This window comes from Spirochaetota bacterium (assembly GCA_034190085.1).
Classification (GTDB): Bacteria; Spirochaetota; UBA4802; order UBA4802; family JAFGDQ01; genus JAXHTS01.
In genome coordinates this window covers 1-15,355 of the sequence record JAXHTS010000075.1, presented here as the reverse complement: position 1 = coordinate 15,355, position 15,355 = coordinate 1, and the positions used below count along the sequence as shown (strand labels likewise).

The window sequence follows — 15,355 nt, the reverse complement described above, 5'->3', positions numbered from 1 at the left end:
TTATAGTCTAATGCAGATAATCCTTAATAAATACGCTATTACCAAATTTTGAGAACAACAGACCCTGACCAGCCATAACTTCTGGTCAGGTTGAAATGTATAGATCAGAGAACTAAGTCCATACTTCATCCTCAATGCCATTTAGCATAACACTCTTAGTTGAGTATATCCTTTCTACTATTTCTATAGGTTTGAACCACAATTTGATCTCTTTCTCTGCATCCCCCACACTTGAAGAGGCATGAACCACATTTTCAATAATTCCGGAAGTAGTAATTCTTCCATAAGCGCCCCTGATTGATACTGGATCCGCTTCTTCCGGGCTTGTGGCGCCAACAATATCTCTAATCTTCTTAATCGCATCATCTCCCTGATATACAAGCGCCAGAACCCTTGGGGTATTATGAATTTCTCCCATAATATATTGAATCAATTCAGGAAAAAAGGACTTTTCTTTTAACTCTTCATAGTGTTTTTCAGCTAATTCTTTATTAACCCTAACAACCTTTGATCCAACTAAAATCAATTTTGCCTTCGATAGTTGTGTAATGACGTTGCCGGTTAAGGATTTTACTAATCCGTCAGGTTTTATCAATACTAATGTCTGCTCTAATGCCATTTAACTAACCTCTTCCTTTTCATATTCGAATATTATTCAATTCTCAATAAATTTGGGAAATAGAGATTTATACCTTCAGCCAAATTTAATGTAAACATCAAGGTATAACAAACCTATTTGGGGATATGAATAAAATAGACATTACATGTCACCAATTTTGTTATTCACTTCTATTTCTTCCTGAGATATTTTTTTAATCCCTTCTTTGTAATAATATAATTTATAACCACATAGTCATCATATATTTTATAATCCTCAATTGTGCCATTAGTAATTACATCAAGGGTTTCTTTAAAGATACCCTTAGCAAGGTATTGAGCATTTATAAGAGCAGCCTCCTTGGCTGTCTCTATTCTGGCAAGGCCTGAAGAACCGCTCTTTGGATATCCCTTACAGACTATTATATATGTATTCGAATCTTTAAACCATTTCTTAATCAACACATCCCTCTCCTTATTCTGTTCACAGGAACCTGATGTGAATAATAGGACTAGTATGAAAATGATAATTTTTTTCATTTTACCCCTCATAGCTTTAGAATTATCCTCAACTGGAGGTCATCTTGTAGGATAAAGAAAGATAGTCAAAAGGTTATTCAGGATTATTATTCTATTCATTTAATGAATTGTCTCACTATTATCCGGATAATAGTGCTTTCTTGCCCAATCTAAAAGCCTTCTCTCCTCTGGAGTAAGCGAACTCATTCCTTCCCTTGCTATTTTATCCAAAAGGGAATCAATTAACCTCTTAGCCTTTACTCTTTGATCTATTACATGCTGTTTCTTTTTTACTCTTCTCTTTTTTATAAATTGGCTAAAATAACTTCCGTTATTTGTTGATCTATTATTAGATCTTTTGGCCTGTAGTCGAAACCTGATGAAGATAAAGCCTGAGATTAAACCGCCCAGATGTCCAATATGGCTGATATTTCCGGCATCACCACGAATGCTTGCTATTGTGCCAAAGAATTCTAGTATTCCAAAGCCGATAACCAAATATTTTATCTTTACTGGGAAAAGGAAATAGAGCAAAACCTCTCTGTTCGGCCACATGATGCCATAGGCTAACAATATCCCATATATTGCTCCCGAGGCTCCAATGGTTATTGGAGAAACATTATAGTTTGAATATATAACCGCATTCATCATAGCGATGAATATTCCAGCCCCTGTTCCACAAAAGAGGTAATACTTGAGAAAGAGCCTATCCCCCCAAACCGACTCAATCTCACCAGCGAACATCCATAATGCAAGAAGATTGAACAATATATGTATTACCCCCCCATGAAGAAACATGTATGTTAAAGGTTGCCAAATCTTAAACTCGAATAATAGACCTGTATGGGATAATCCAAATATTTTCTCAAATCCGCCAGGGAAAAATAACTCTGCAAATTGCTGGAAGATAAATATTCCAACATTAATGATCATCAGCTTTTTTACAATGGGAGTTATTGGCCCTCCAATCCTAAACCCCATGGGTTGTCTTAACATTACCTAACCTCATATCTAATTGTCAGCTTGAAATTGCTTTCTGATTTTGTCAAATTGCGTTGAATTTTCATAAAAAATTTTATACAGATCCGGATCAAAATGAAATGTATCCTCCTTGATTATTCCTACAGCTTTCTCATGAGAAAAGGGTTCTTTATAGGGTCTCTTTGAGGTAAGAGCATCATATGTATCGCATATCGCTACTATCCTAGCTGACAGAGGGATTTCCCTCTCACGCAGACCCATTGGGTATCCACTACCATCCCAACGCTCGTGGTGGAAGTGGACTATATCCATAGCCATGTTGAGAAAGGAATTTTTGCCAAGATCCTTTGAAGATGATTTCAAGGCATTATAACCAATAGTGGTATGCGTTTTCATAATTTCAAACTCTTCTTTGGTAAGTGGACCAGGCTTTAAAAGAATTGTATCTGGAATTCCTACCTTTCCAATATCATGAAGGATTGAAGAATCATAGATATCTCTAATATACTGGTTTGTTATTTCATTCTCATGACCTGAATATTTCAATATCTGTGCAATCAATACAGCATAATTCCTTATTCTCTCAAGATGCTCTCCTGTTTCAGGATCTCTGATCTCAGCCAATTTACTTAATGCAAAAACAGTGGTTTTTTGTGTCTTTAATACCTCATCAGTTCGAGCCTTTACTAGATATTCCAAATTTTTTGAGTGTACTTCCAATTCAGCCAGCAATTCTCCCCTCTGAATGCTAAAGGAGATCTGACCAACTATAGATTTTAGGAAAGTTATATGACTCTCTCTGAAAAAATCGGGTTCCACTGCAACAAAAACCAGAAACCCCCGCGTCTTATCATCGATTATTAGAGGTAGGATTAGGGATGAACCCATACCCTCATCAATAAGTGAAGTGTCAGTACCCGAATCCTGATGTGTTGAGAAGAAATCTTTCAGGTCATTGATGATTAACACGTCCTTTTTTTCATATACATCCATTAAAAAGGAACCTTCTAAGGGAAAGCTCTCTCCAATTTCCATCTTCACTTCCCTATCGGACTCCACCAATTTAGTTGCAACTGTATTGTTTTGTGGATTTACCATCATTAATTTTAAGCAGTTAAAGGCTATCACTTCTTTCAATGAGATGTTCAGGGCCTTAAAAACCTCATCAGTGTTCTTCCCTCTGTTGAGCATTGAAATAACTTCATTTATCTGATTAACCTGCTCAACATATCTCTTCTTTTCGTCACTTAGATTCTTCACTTCCAAGGCTCTTTCCACTGCTCTGCGCAATACAGCAAAATCATCAATGGGCTTAGTGAGATAATCGTACGCTCCGGTTTTAAGGGCTATAAGTATATCCTCGTCACTCGAAATGCCGGTTAATACTATTTTCGGTATTTCAGGAAATCTGCTAGCCATAGTCTTTAAAAGCTCACGACCATCGCAGTTGGGCATACTTAGATCAGTGAGAACCAGATCAAAGGAATCCCTCTCCATCTTTTCTATAGCGATCATTCCATCCTCTGCGATATCAACATTATATCCAATTTTACCCAAATATTTTGAAATTGTTTTTCTTATCGCTAACTCATCATCTACAACAAGAATATTGTTTAAATGGTTGTCTACAAATTTTTCAGATTTAATAGGTTTTTCTTCAATAACCATATAATTGACCGTCCTTGGATTTTTCCGTACAATAACCAGGAGAGAGTTATTACCTAAATATTAATACTTATGAAGATAATCCTAAAATACATCCATGTAATATTTAAAATCCCAATTCCATCAAAGACCATCTGCTAAATAAATTACTGGAGGGTATCATTCTGTCCTACAATCTTATTAAGTGAATATTCAACGATACCATCAGCACCCATTTCAATAAGCTCTGGTATAATTTCTCTAACAATCTCCTCACTAACAACGGACTCAACAGAAAACCAATCAGATTTATATAATTGTGAAATGGTTGGGGCTGTCAGGCTGGGAAGGATTTGCACAATCTCATCAAGTTTTTGGTTTGATACATTCATCTTTAAACCAACCATATTCCCAGCGTTTAAGGCCCCTTTTAATAGAAGGGCAATTCGATGGATCTTATTCCTCTTCCAGTCATCTTTCATGCTTACTCGATTTGCGACGAGTTTTGTATTGGTCTCAAGAAGGTTATGTATAATCTTTAATCCATGAGCCTTTATGGTTGAGCCAGTTTCTGTTACCTCGACAATTGCATCCGCAAGCCCCTCAACAACCTTTGCCTCAGTTGCCCCCCATGAAAATTCAACATTTACGGGAATGTTCATTTCAGAAAAATACCTCTTTGTGAACTCTAATAATTCCGTTGAGATAGTCTTGCCAGCGCAATCCTCTATCGACTTAATAGTAGAATCATCAGGCACAGCTAACACCCATTTAGCGGTGTTTGTGCTAACCTTAGAATATACGAGGTCAGAGATTATCTCAACATCCGCATCATATTCTAAAATCCAATCAAGACCTGTTAGACCCATATCTAAAGTACCACTCTCTATGTATCTGGGCATCTCCTGGGCTCTCACTAGAGCGCAGTATATTTCACTATCATCAATGTATGGGAAATAGTTTCTGGAAGAAACGCTTATTTTCCATCCAGCATTCTTAAAGAGTTCTATTGTCGCCTTTTCCAGACTGCCTTTGGGAATACCTAACTTTAGCTGTTTTTTCATCTTATTTCTCCATACTTATCTTCAGGATTGAATATTTTATCTCCATCAATCTTCAACTCACCCGCTTCAAGAATTCTGTAAAAACAACTTCTATAACCAGTATGACATGCCGCATCTCCCACCTGATTGATCTTTATGAGTATACAATCATCATCACAATCAATCCTAATCTCCTTAACCTCCTGTATGTTTCCTGAGGATTCGCCCTTCTTCCATAACTTATTTCTCGATCTACTATAGTAGTGGACTATCCCGCTCTTAATAGTCTCCTCCCATGCCTCTGAATTCATAAAGGCCATCATCAAAACTTCACCACTTTTATGATCCTGCGCTATTACAGGTATCAAACCATTCATTTTATCAAAGTCCAGCTTAATCATCGTAATTACTTTTTTTTAATTTAACTCCTTTTAATAATATTAGCGACACACTCCAATATATATAATGGATTATTTAGAAATGTTAATACTACAACTCTTAGATTTTTCAATAACAATATTGTCAATACACTTATTTTTTAGTACCTCAATAAATATTCACCATCTGATTCAGCTCTTAAGAGCCAAAAGTCATAGACAACAGAATTTGGAATAAGCAATAATCAATCAATTGTTAGCAAAACATATCTTTATTAATAGATTCTATACCATCAAAAAGTTACAATCAATCGAATTTTTGCATTTCTTGCTGTTTTATCTTGACAATTATTCCTTACAGATTATTCTAGACAAAAATATATTATGGGCCTAGGAGTTAAAATGAGTATTTCGATTAGGGTTCCAGCTTCACTCAAAAAATTCTTAGGTGACAATGATCATGTGATCTGCGAGGGCAATACTATTGAAGAATGCATAAACGACCTCGACGCTATGCATTCAGGATTCAAGGAAATGGTATTGGATAGCGAAGGACAAATATCCAATTCATTACTAATCTTCATTGATGGGGAGAATATTCTCAATTTGGATGGCTTAACAACCCCGGTTAATGATGGCAATGAGATAAGTATTATTCCTTATGCAGCAGGAGGATAAATTATCATGATTATTGATGATCCAGATTCTCATTTTATCTTTGTCTATCATCCTAAGGTCTATTTGGGAAAGAAATATACTGTATACAAGGGTCGAGAGCTTACCAATAGTGAGGTCTTACAGTATTGGGGGAAATGGATTATTCTAGGAGACAAATCCAAACTCGATGAAATGGCTGAAAAGCTCGATCAATATGTGGAGGATGGGGTAATACCCTGTATCAAATATGATCGTGAACCGCCAGCCAACCTAGATCTAAAAGAATGTGTTATGATGGTCTATTGCGATAAGCGTCAAAGTGAAGAGGTGTGGGAGATATTAAAGGACCATGGTGTTGAATTCAAGGCCTGGGTCACTGAAAAGGAGACAATGGAGATGTGGATGCCCGGGGGTCAACTCCTTGAATTCTGGATTAATTCACAAAATTTCAGTGAAGAGATAGCAAATGCTATAAGGGAGGATGCTAGGGCTAGATTAGGGTATGTATTTGATCACCCAGATGAGATATTTTCACCTTGGGAACAGTAGTTATCGATCTAATTTAATCAAAAAAATTTTACCTGAATTTTACTCGATTAACAAAGGTGTGTAAAATTATATATTATTTTCCCCAAATGTAGCAAGATGTTATATTTACAATCCTATTTTTTATAGGAAAGACTACTTAACCAACGATTGGGAGTTTACAATGATACAGGTTAAACAACAACTGAAGGTGCCTAAAGCTGATCCTAATTTTTTTGCAAAGAAAGAGGACATCTTAAATTTAGACAGATTGGAAAAATTATCAGAAAGGCATCCAATTAATATTCTAATTACGGGAAATCAGGGTTGTGGAAAATCTTCTTTAGTAAGACAGTTCGCAAACAATTACAATCGACCAATGGCGACCTTCCAGGTGGGGCTCCTGGTAGAATCAGGGCAGCTCTTTGGGCAACAAAGATTGAGAGAGGGCGAAACCTATTTCCAAAGCTTCCTATTTCCTCAGGCGATTCAAACCCCAAGATGCATAATCCATTTAGAAGAGATAAACAGGTCAGAAACACCCCATGCATTAAACGAATTATTCTCTGTATTATCCGAAGATAGATCTATCTGGATTGATGAACTAGGTCTTGTTGAGGTAGTCCCGGGAGTCATCTTCTTCGCTACAATGAATGAAGGTGAGGAATTTACCGGTACTGATGAAGTAGATGCCGCCCTTATGGATAGATTCTATCGTTTACATCTTGAGTATCTTCCTAAGGATGTTGAAAAAGAGGTATTGACTGCTAAAACAGGAATAGATCCGGCACTTGCTGATCAAATTCTAAACGTAGTCAACAAACTCAGGAATAATGAGCAGTTAGACATAAGCATTTCCATACGGCATAGTTTGATGATCGCTGAGCTAATGTCCACTGGGGCGACTTTACGTGAGGCCATCATTTATAGTCTTCAAATATCAATGAATGTGCTCGAGTCACTGCTTCTCTCTGTACACGTTGAAACAGGAGACGCAAATGTAGATTTATCACAATATGGACGATATGTGATTTAATCCTATATCTACATCAGATTTAACCTCGAAAAGAAAGTGCTTTACAAACCCAGGAATATCCTTTACAACCATAATAGATCATGCCACATATGATTGGTTGATCTAAATCAATGGAAAATCATTCTAATTTCAATATAAATGAAAAGAAGCTTATATTCGGCATAGGCTTTATTGCTTCGATGAGAACGCTGGGGGTTTCTTTAATCATCCCCTTTTTATCCATATACGCCACAGAGATACCCTATACAACTGAAGCATTATCAGGAATAGCTGTTGGGATATTCGGCATATCGCAAACCCTTCTTCAGATCCCAATGGGAAGATTGAGTGACAGATGTGGGCGGAAACAAATAGCAATCCTGGGCCTATCAATCTTCTTTATTGGATCAATTTTATCCGGACTTTCCAAAAACATATACCATCTCATCTTCGCCCGTTTTATAACAGGATCTGGCGCTTTTTCAGGGGTAACAATGGCATGGTTAACCGATGGTATAGACAAAAATCGAAGAACATCAGCTCTCACATATGTAGCCCTCGGTATCGGTATAGCAGTAATTATTGGATTTACTACCAGCCCTATTATTGCCGGCAAAATTGGGATTCCACATCTCTTTTACCTTTGTGCCGCCCTTATATCCATCTCGATTATCTATATTCTACTCTTCATGAATAATCAAGGCTATGATGTAAATTACAATTTCCACATTAGAATCCGAAAGGATAGCTTATCCTCCATATTAAGGAATCGTGATTTAATCAGATTGAATCTATTGGGTTTTATTGGCAGTCTCGTGCATATTAGCATTTTTTTTACCCTGCCAATCCTTATTAAAGACAAAATGGAGATTACACAAATGTGGAAGCTTTACGTCCCTATCTCAATCATTGGCACCAGCTTTATGTTCTATTTCGGGCAAAAGGCAGATGAAATAGGCATCATTAGGGTTGCCATAACAGCAATCCTTTTTACTATAATCGGGAGCATTATTCCAATATTCTTTAACAGTCTATTCTCATATATCCTCTCATTTATTATATTCTATTCAGGTCACTCTATTCTCTCTCCTGTATTGCCGGCTGCTGTTTCAAAACATCCCAACACTCAACTCAATGGAACTGTGATGGGTATCCTGAATTCTTCTCAATTTATGGGATTTAGCGCTGGTGGATTCTTAAGCGGATTTATGCTAAATTTTGATCATAGATATCTATTCATTATACTATTGATATTTTTAATAGTAAGCCTATACTCAATGTTCAGGTATAATGATTTTAGGGAGGCCTAAAACCTAACATATCAACTGTTATAATTGGCGCTCAGGTGTGAGGACTCTCTTCAACATATAGCAAAACAATCCTGCCGCTATCAATCACCCCATTCTCTTCAATATCCCAAGGGTTTCAATATGTGGGGTTTGGGGGAACATATCAAAGGCATAAAACTTTTCAATCGAATATGATCCCAGGGCCTGAAAATCATTCTTAAATGAATCGGGATTACAGGAAAGGTATATGATCTTATCGGGAGATAACATATTTAAATATTTTACCATCCTTGGATTGATACCTGATCTTGGCGGATCCAGGATTATGGTATCATATCTTTCATTCACATTCCTAAGGAATTTAAGGGCATCATCACAGACAAATCTGACGTTATCAATATTATTATTGATTCTATTAATATTCGCAACCCTTATCGCCTCTGATGACAACTCAACCCCAGTAATATCTCCAACCCCCTCAGCCACATAGAGGGAGATGCTTCCAACTCCCGAATATAGATCGAGCGTCTTCCCTATTACATCCTCTCGTATCAACTTATATATCTCAAGGGCTACCCTTGAATTGGATTGGAAAAATGAATTAGGTGTTATCCTGAATTTTATGTCCCCAAAAAAATCTTCAATATATCCACCCTTAATATCCTCTAGTATCTCTCCAAAGCTTAAATCAGCCCTTCCATCATTGAGGATGATAGAAATTGAATCAACTTCATCAATTATATTCTCAATAGGATGCGCAAGCCTATTCTCCCTCTCGGAAACAACAAAATTCACCATAACTTGACCACTGAACCCACCCTCTCGCAGCACGATGTATCGGAGATATCCACTATGTTTCAGATAATCGTAATCCTCCACATCACAAAGAAATGGTTTTACCTTAGAAAAAATCTCAGACGATCCCGGCTGCATTATTTTGCACGAGTCAATATCCACGACCTCTCTGTAATCGCCACGTCTTCTAAGACCCACCCTCCTAAAGGCGGTTACTAAATCCATCCTGTTTCTATATTCATAAGGGATTGATGGAAGGACCTCTTCCACAGCGCAAACCCCTTCAAGTATAATATTGAGATACCTCTTCTTTAGGATAAGCTGATCTTCATATTGAATATCCTGAAACATGCACCCACCGCACTCTCCAAAGTGCTGACAATTTGGGGTAATATCCTTATCCCTGTACTCCCTGGCAAGATCACTAATAAGCTTTGCTTTCTTTTTATTCATAAGCCAACTTTATCACTTTTGTATCTGACACCTTATAAAATAATATTAGGAACTCGGTTAATGATATTAAACCCAATAGAATAAAATAATTGTTGTCAACAATTATCATTCTCCCTTAAGTGAAAACCTATATTAATATTATTTCAACCTATTATAAAAAACATTTGATATTATAGCATCCTGATTTATTATTTTGATTATGTTAAGGATTGGTACAAGAGGAAGTGACTTAGCTCTATGGCAGGCAAATCATGTCGCCGACTTAATAGGCAGGGATAAATCAGAGATTAAAATAATTAAGACAAAGGGTGACAGAATCCAAAGCGTATCATTTGAGAAAATGGAAGGCAAGGGCTTTTTCACAAAGGAGATCGAAGAGGCGCTGTTAAATAATATGATCGACATAGCAGTACATTCAATGAAGGATTTGCCAACTGATGATGTCCCTGGTTTAAAGATAGTCACTACAACGAAAAGAGAAGATCCCTCGGATGTTTTATTAATCAGAGAGGAATGCTACAATGATAATCACTTTATACCCCTGAAGGATGGCGCGATAGTTGGGACAAGCTCCATACGACGGATGGCTCAGCTAAAGAGTGCGATGACTTCCCTTAATATACAACCGCTCAGAGGGAACGTGCCAACCAGGGTCAAGAGATTAAGAGAGAGCAAATTTGATGCTATTGTTTTGGCAAAGGCCGGCTTGAAGAGACTAAGCATTGATATGTCGGACTTACAGGTTCTCACTCTCCCCTACAGCTTCTTTTTGCCGGCCCCTGCTCAGGGCGCTCTTGCCATTCAGATTAGAGACGACAATGATGAGCTCGAAAAGATTTTAAAAAAATTTAACCACAAAGAAACCGAACTATCTGTCAAGGCTGAGAGATGTTTTTTACAGCACTTTGGCGGAGGCTGCCACATCCCATTGGGCACCCTGGCCTATATTGAAAAGGGAAAGATACACCTATCAGGGGTTATTACTTCTATTGATGGTGATATCTCTATAAGAAAAACAGTGGTGGGCGAAGAACCTGAAAAGCTTGGCGAGGAGTTAGCTATTCTATTGAAAAGAGAAGGGGCGGATGATCTGATATGAAGAGAGGACATGTTTATCTAATTGGAGCTGGGCCAGGGGATCCTGGTCTTATTACACAAAAGGCGTTAAATGTTTTAGCCAACGTAGATTGTATAATCTATGACTTTCTTTCCAATTCTGATATCATTCAGGGAATGGACTGTGAAAAGATATACGTTGGGAAAAAGGGAAGCGACCACACCCTTCCCCAAGATGAAATTAACCAATTATTAATACTAAAGGCAAAGGATGGGAAAAGGGTCGCCAGGTTAAAGGGGGGCGATTCATTCATCTTTGGCAGGGGGGGCGAAGAGGCAGAAGAGCTTGTTGAGAATGGGATTACTTACAGCGTCATACCTGGAATATCTTCTTTTTATTCCGCACCCGCTTATGCTGGAATTCCGCTCACACACAGGGATTATGCCAACTCCTTTGAGGTGATTACAGGACACAGAAGGGGGGATGCTCCACCTGAAGAGAGCATAAATCTCCCGGAATATGACGGGAATAAGACATTTGTCTTCCTAATGGGAATGAAAAATTTGGATTATATAACGGATCAATTGATCAATTCTAAAAATTTTCCTGAGGAGACCCCAATAGGAATAATATCCTGGGGTACTACGCCAAGACAGAGGGTTGTCACAGGCACTCTGAAGAATATTGTAAAGATCGCCGGCGATAAGGGGATTAGAGCCCCTGCCATAATTATCATTGGCGGCGTAGTTCTTCTGAGAGACAGACTCAAGTGGTTCGATAATCTTCCCCTCTTCGGCATAGATATTGTTGTTACAAGAACGAGAGAGCAGGCATCCATTCTTTCAGAAAAGCTTTTAGCCCTTGGGGCAGGGGTCATTGAGTTTCCGACCATTGAGATAGTAGAGAAGTCGGATCTAAGCGCCCTGAGAAGCGCAATTGAAAACATTGAAAACTATAATTGGATAATCTTCACCTCTCAAAATGCAGTGAAGATATTTTTTAAAACACTTGAAAATATGTCAAAGGATGCCAGGAGTCTCTTCCCCGCTAGGGTGGCCGCCATTGGACCAGCAACAGCAAAGGAGTTGATGAAAAGATCAATTAAACCGGATATGGTCCCCTCTGAATACGTTGCAGAGGAGATAATTGAGGAGATGAAACGAATCGGTGTAGATGGAGCCAACATACTGCTCCCCTGCGCTCAAGAGGCAAGAGAGACTTTGAAGGATGGACTCATCAAACTCGGAGCCAGGGTTGATAGAATACATATATATGATACTATTATTCCGGGGAGTATCCCTGATCCGATTAGGGAGGAGATAAAATCAGCAGGCCTGATAACCTTTACCAGCTCATCAACAGCCAGAAATTTTTTTACAATAATAAAAGACACAGATTCGGCAACAGCATGCATTGGTCCCATCACCGCTGATGCAGTAAAGAAGAAGGGACATACACCTGACATCATAGCCTCTGAATATACCATTGATGGTTTGGTTGAGGCAATTGTGGAGTGGAGGAGAGGGAATAAAGCGTTATAAATCTCATTATCCGCGCATTGCCAAACTCAAGCTACTTTGCGGCAGGATATCAGATCAATTCGGAGCGACAATGGAACCCATTTTCAGACCAAGAAGGATCAGAAATAGTCAAATAATTCGAGATCTCGTTGCAGAGACACAATTAGATAAGAATAAATTGATATTTCCCTATTTCGTAGTCGAGGGGGGCAATCTGCGAGAAGAGATCAAATCCATGCCCGGGATTGAGCGGCTATCCATCGATAACTTAATCAGGGATGTTGAGAGTGATTACAGCCATGGCGTTAAGACAGTCATCTTGTTTGGGATACCCGAGACCAAGGATGATAGGGCAACACAGGCTTACGATGAAGAGGGTATAGTTCAAAGAGCGATTAGGGATATCAAAAGGAATATCCCTGAGATCTGTATTGTCACTGATGTCTGCCTTTGTGAATATACAAGCCATGGTCATTGCGGAATCGTTGAAGACGGAAGGATATTGAATGATCCCACCCTTGAACTACTAGCAAAGACAGCCCTTTCACACGCTACCGCAGGGGCAGATATTGTGGCCCCCTCGGATATGATGGATGGGAGGGTTGGAGCCATTAGGGAGGTCCTTGATGAGAAGGGCTATAACTCAGTGCCTATTCTCTCCTATGCCGCAAAATACTCCTCCGCATTCTACGGGCCCTTCAGGGACGCTGCTGACAGCGCGCCACAGTTTGGGGATAGGAGAAGCTATCAGATGGATTTCAGAAATTCACTTGAGGCAGAGAAGGAGATAATGCTCGATATAGATGAGGGCGCAGACATTGTAATGGTAAAACCAGCCTTAGCCTATCTGGACATTATCAAAAGGGCCAGGGAGATAGTCAATGTCCCACTTTGCGCCTATAATGTCAGTGGTGAATACTCAATGGTAAAGGCAGCCTCGAGGTTGGGCTATGTTGATGAGAGGATGATGGTAATAGAGATCCTCACAGCAATATTCAGGGCAGGCGCGGATATGGTAATATCATATCATACAAGGGATATAGTTAAAGAGGGCTGGTTGTAAGTCGCAATGGCCAAATTTCATATCAGCAGGGTCTGATCACAGCCCGAGACCGACATCATGTATTATGAAGAAATAAGCAATGGAGACAAATGTGACGATAGAAAGATCGATTGAATTATATGACAAAGCTATAAATCTTATGCCAGGGGGTGTAAACTCCCCGGTACGGGCATTCAGATCCGTTGGCGGAACCCCGCTTTTCATAAGATCGGGTTCCGGTTCTCATATCTTCGATGAGGATGGTAATGATTACATTGACTACTGCATGTCATGGGGACCGCTTATACTCGGTCATGCTGATAGCGATGTGATAGATGCGATCATTGAGGCTGCAAGGAATGGCACAAGTTTTGGAACCCCTAATCGCTATGAAGTGGAAATAGCAGAGATGGTTGTTGAACGATTTCCCTCCATGGAGAAAATTAGATTTGTAAATTCAGGAACTGAGGCCACAATGAGCGCCATCAGACTAGCGAGGGGATACACAGGCAGGGAGAAGATTATCAAGTTTGATGGCTGCTATCATGGTCACGCGGACGATCTTCTTGTGGCAGGAGGCTCAGGCCTGGCCACCCTTGGAACGCCGGATTCTGCGGGAGTAAACAGGGATAATGTAAAGGACACAATTGTTGCACCCTTCAACAACTCAAACATCCTCGAAGACGCGCTTAAAAAAGAGGGTGATAATGTAGCAGCAATAATAATTGAGCCTGTTCCCTGCAATTATGGTCTTATCATGCCTGAAAAGGAATATCTGAAAGAGGTAAGAGATCTCTGTGACCGATATAATGCGTTATTAATATTTGATGAGGTAATCACCGGATTCAGGTTGTCAAGGGGCGGCGCACAGGAATACTTCAACGTTAAGCCAGATATAACCACAATAGGCAAGATTATAGGAGGGGGCCTCCCTGTTGGCGCTTATGGCGCCTCAAAGGAGATCATGTCAAAGGTGGCGCCAGAGGGCCCTGTATATCAGGCTGGTACACTCTCTGGAAATCCCATAGCCCTTGCAGCAGGGACCCAGACGCTGAAGAGGCTCGACAAACTCAATGCATATAAAATTCTGAACGAAAAGGCCCTAGGGTTTAGAGAACTATTACAACCAATTCTGAATAGATATGCCGGAAGAGTTCTCTTCCTACAACTGGAATCAATATTCTCAATCCTCTTTACACCCCTTACTTCAATAAAAACCGTTGATCAAATAAAGGAATCCAACATGCAGATGTTCGCTAAATTTCATAACAGCATGCTCAAGAGGGGAATATATCTTTCCCCCTCCGGATATGAGGTAGGATTCCTTTCTACAGCCCATTCTGATGATGATATCAATAGAACCGCAAAGGCTATATCTGATTCGCTTGATGAGATATGGTAATGTGAAAGTGGATCAAGTGTAGACTAGGGTCCAAGGGGCCTTCGAGCCTACTAATTAAGTTCAGCATTACATAAATTGAGGGGGAAAATGATATTTTTCCGTTTTAATTCTTTTTTATTTAATGGGCTTGCCTTCCACCTAATAAATGTTGAGGAAAAGAACCCCTAATCCCAAGGCTAACCTATGCTAATTTATCTACGGGAGAGAGGCGGTATGTGTTAACTTAAGACAGATTTTAGAATATATATAGTTTTTTGGACATTGAATATCGAAGAAAAGAGTAAAACACTTCATAATTCTAAATTCCTTGTTCAATATTTGATATTTCTAGGTGACTATCCTTAGCATGAGGCAACCATGGGGGGCACAGTGCGGTACGAAGGGGGGTAAAGTGCGGTACGAAGGGGGCACAGTGCGGTACGAAGGGGGCACAGTGCGG

At 39.2% G+C, this 15,355-nt stretch carries 15 protein-coding genes; 8 read left to right on the top strand and 7 right to left on the bottom strand.

Annotated features, from left to right (window positions below):
• Positions 1 to 112 precede the first annotated feature (112 nt).
• The 6 genes from SVZ03_15620 to hisI form a co-directional block, all read right to left on the bottom strand.
• Positions 113 to 619 (bottom strand): nucleoside-diphosphate kinase, encoded by a 507-nt coding sequence (locus tag SVZ03_15620; GenBank protein MDY6935637.1) that lies wholly within the window; start codon positions 617 to 619, stop codon positions 113 to 115.
• Positions 620 to 789: 170 nt separating this feature from the next.
• Entirely contained in the window at positions 790 to 1,137 is a 348-nt protein-coding gene (locus SVZ03_15615) for a hypothetical protein (GenBank protein ID MDY6935636.1), read from the bottom strand.
• A 99-nt stretch (positions 1,138 to 1,236) separates the two neighbouring features.
• Positions 1,237 to 2,112 carry a rhomboid family intramembrane serine protease gene (locus tag SVZ03_15610; GenBank protein MDY6935635.1) on the bottom strand — a complete coding sequence of 292 codons (876 nt, stop codon included), beginning with the start codon at positions 2,110 to 2,112 and terminating at the stop codon, positions 1,237 to 1,239.
• 15 nt (positions 2,113 to 2,127) lie between these two features.
• Positions 2,128 to 3,765, bottom strand: coding sequence for a response regulator (locus SVZ03_15605; GenBank protein ID MDY6935634.1), 1,638 nt, complete (start codon positions 3,763 to 3,765; stop codon positions 2,128 to 2,130).
• 143 nt (positions 3,766 to 3,908) lie between these two features.
• The gene (hisG, locus tag SVZ03_15600; protein MDY6935633.1) at positions 3,909 to 4,805 is read right to left on the bottom strand and encodes an ATP phosphoribosyltransferase; all 897 of its coding nucleotides are present in this window, start codon (positions 4,803 to 4,805) and stop codon (positions 3,909 to 3,911) included.
• Positions 4,802 to 5,185: a phosphoribosyl-AMP cyclohydrolase gene (gene hisI, locus SVZ03_15595; GenBank protein MDY6935632.1), complete on the bottom strand. Its 384-nt coding sequence runs from the start codon at positions 5,183 to 5,185 to the stop codon at positions 4,802 to 4,804. The genes hisG and hisI overlap by 4 nt, the downstream gene beginning before the upstream one ends.
• A gap of 378 nt (positions 5,186 to 5,563) precedes the next feature.
• On the opposite strand from hisI, the gene SVZ03_15590 reads away from it, so the two are divergent.
• The 4 genes from SVZ03_15590 to SVZ03_15575 all read left to right on the top strand — a co-directional run bounded on the left by SVZ03_15590 (position 5,564) and on the right by SVZ03_15575 (position 8,668).
• On the top strand, positions 5,564 to 5,839 hold the full coding sequence (locus SVZ03_15590; GenBank protein ID MDY6935631.1) for a MoaD/ThiS family protein: 276 nt from the start codon (positions 5,564 to 5,566) through the stop codon (positions 5,837 to 5,839).
• A 6-nt stretch (positions 5,840 to 5,845) separates the two neighbouring features.
• Positions 5,846 to 6,367 carry a hypothetical protein gene (locus tag SVZ03_15585; GenBank protein MDY6935630.1) on the top strand — a complete coding sequence of 174 codons (522 nt, stop codon included), beginning with the start codon at positions 5,846 to 5,848 and terminating at the stop codon, positions 6,365 to 6,367.
• Between the two features lie 160 nt (positions 6,368 to 6,527).
• Positions 6,528 to 7,379: a MoxR family ATPase gene (locus SVZ03_15580; protein MDY6935629.1), complete on the top strand. Its 852-nt coding sequence runs from the start codon at positions 6,528 to 6,530 to the stop codon at positions 7,377 to 7,379.
• Between the two features lie 110 nt (positions 7,380 to 7,489).
• Positions 7,490 to 8,668 carry an MFS transporter gene (locus tag SVZ03_15575; GenBank protein ID MDY6935628.1) on the top strand — a complete coding sequence of 393 codons (1,179 nt, stop codon included), beginning with the start codon at positions 7,490 to 7,492 and terminating at the stop codon, positions 8,666 to 8,668.
• A gap of 84 nt (positions 8,669 to 8,752) precedes the next feature.
• Here the strand turns inward: SVZ03_15575 and rlmD are convergent, their stop codons facing one another.
• Entirely contained in the window at positions 8,753 to 9,895 is a 1,143-nt protein-coding gene (rlmD, locus tag SVZ03_15570) for a 23S rRNA (uracil(1939)-C(5))-methyltransferase RlmD (protein ID MDY6935627.1), read from the bottom strand.
• Positions 9,896 to 10,094: 199 nt separating this feature from the next.
• On the opposite strand from rlmD, the gene hemC reads away from it, so the two are divergent.
• From hemC to hemL, 4 genes are all read left to right on the top strand, one after another.
• On the top strand, positions 10,095 to 10,994 hold the full coding sequence (hemC, locus tag SVZ03_15565) for a hydroxymethylbilane synthase (protein ID MDY6935626.1): 900 nt from the start codon (positions 10,095 to 10,097) through the stop codon (positions 10,992 to 10,994).
• On the top strand, positions 10,991 to 12,493 hold the full coding sequence (gene cobA, locus SVZ03_15560) for a uroporphyrinogen-III C-methyltransferase (protein MDY6935625.1): 1,503 nt from the start codon (positions 10,991 to 10,993) through the stop codon (positions 12,491 to 12,493). Before hemC ends, cobA begins: the two co-directional genes overlap by 4 nt.
• A 70-nt stretch (positions 12,494 to 12,563) precedes the next feature.
• Entirely contained in the window at positions 12,564 to 13,535 is a 972-nt protein-coding gene (gene hemB / locus SVZ03_15555; GenBank protein ID MDY6935624.1) for a porphobilinogen synthase, read from the top strand.
• A 91-nt stretch (positions 13,536 to 13,626) separates the two neighbouring features.
• Positions 13,627 to 14,916 (top strand): glutamate-1-semialdehyde 2,1-aminomutase, encoded by a 1,290-nt coding sequence (gene hemL / locus SVZ03_15550; GenBank protein ID MDY6935623.1) that lies wholly within the window; start codon positions 13,627 to 13,629, stop codon positions 14,914 to 14,916.
• The last annotated feature ends 439 nt before the right edge of the window (positions 14,917 to 15,355 follow it).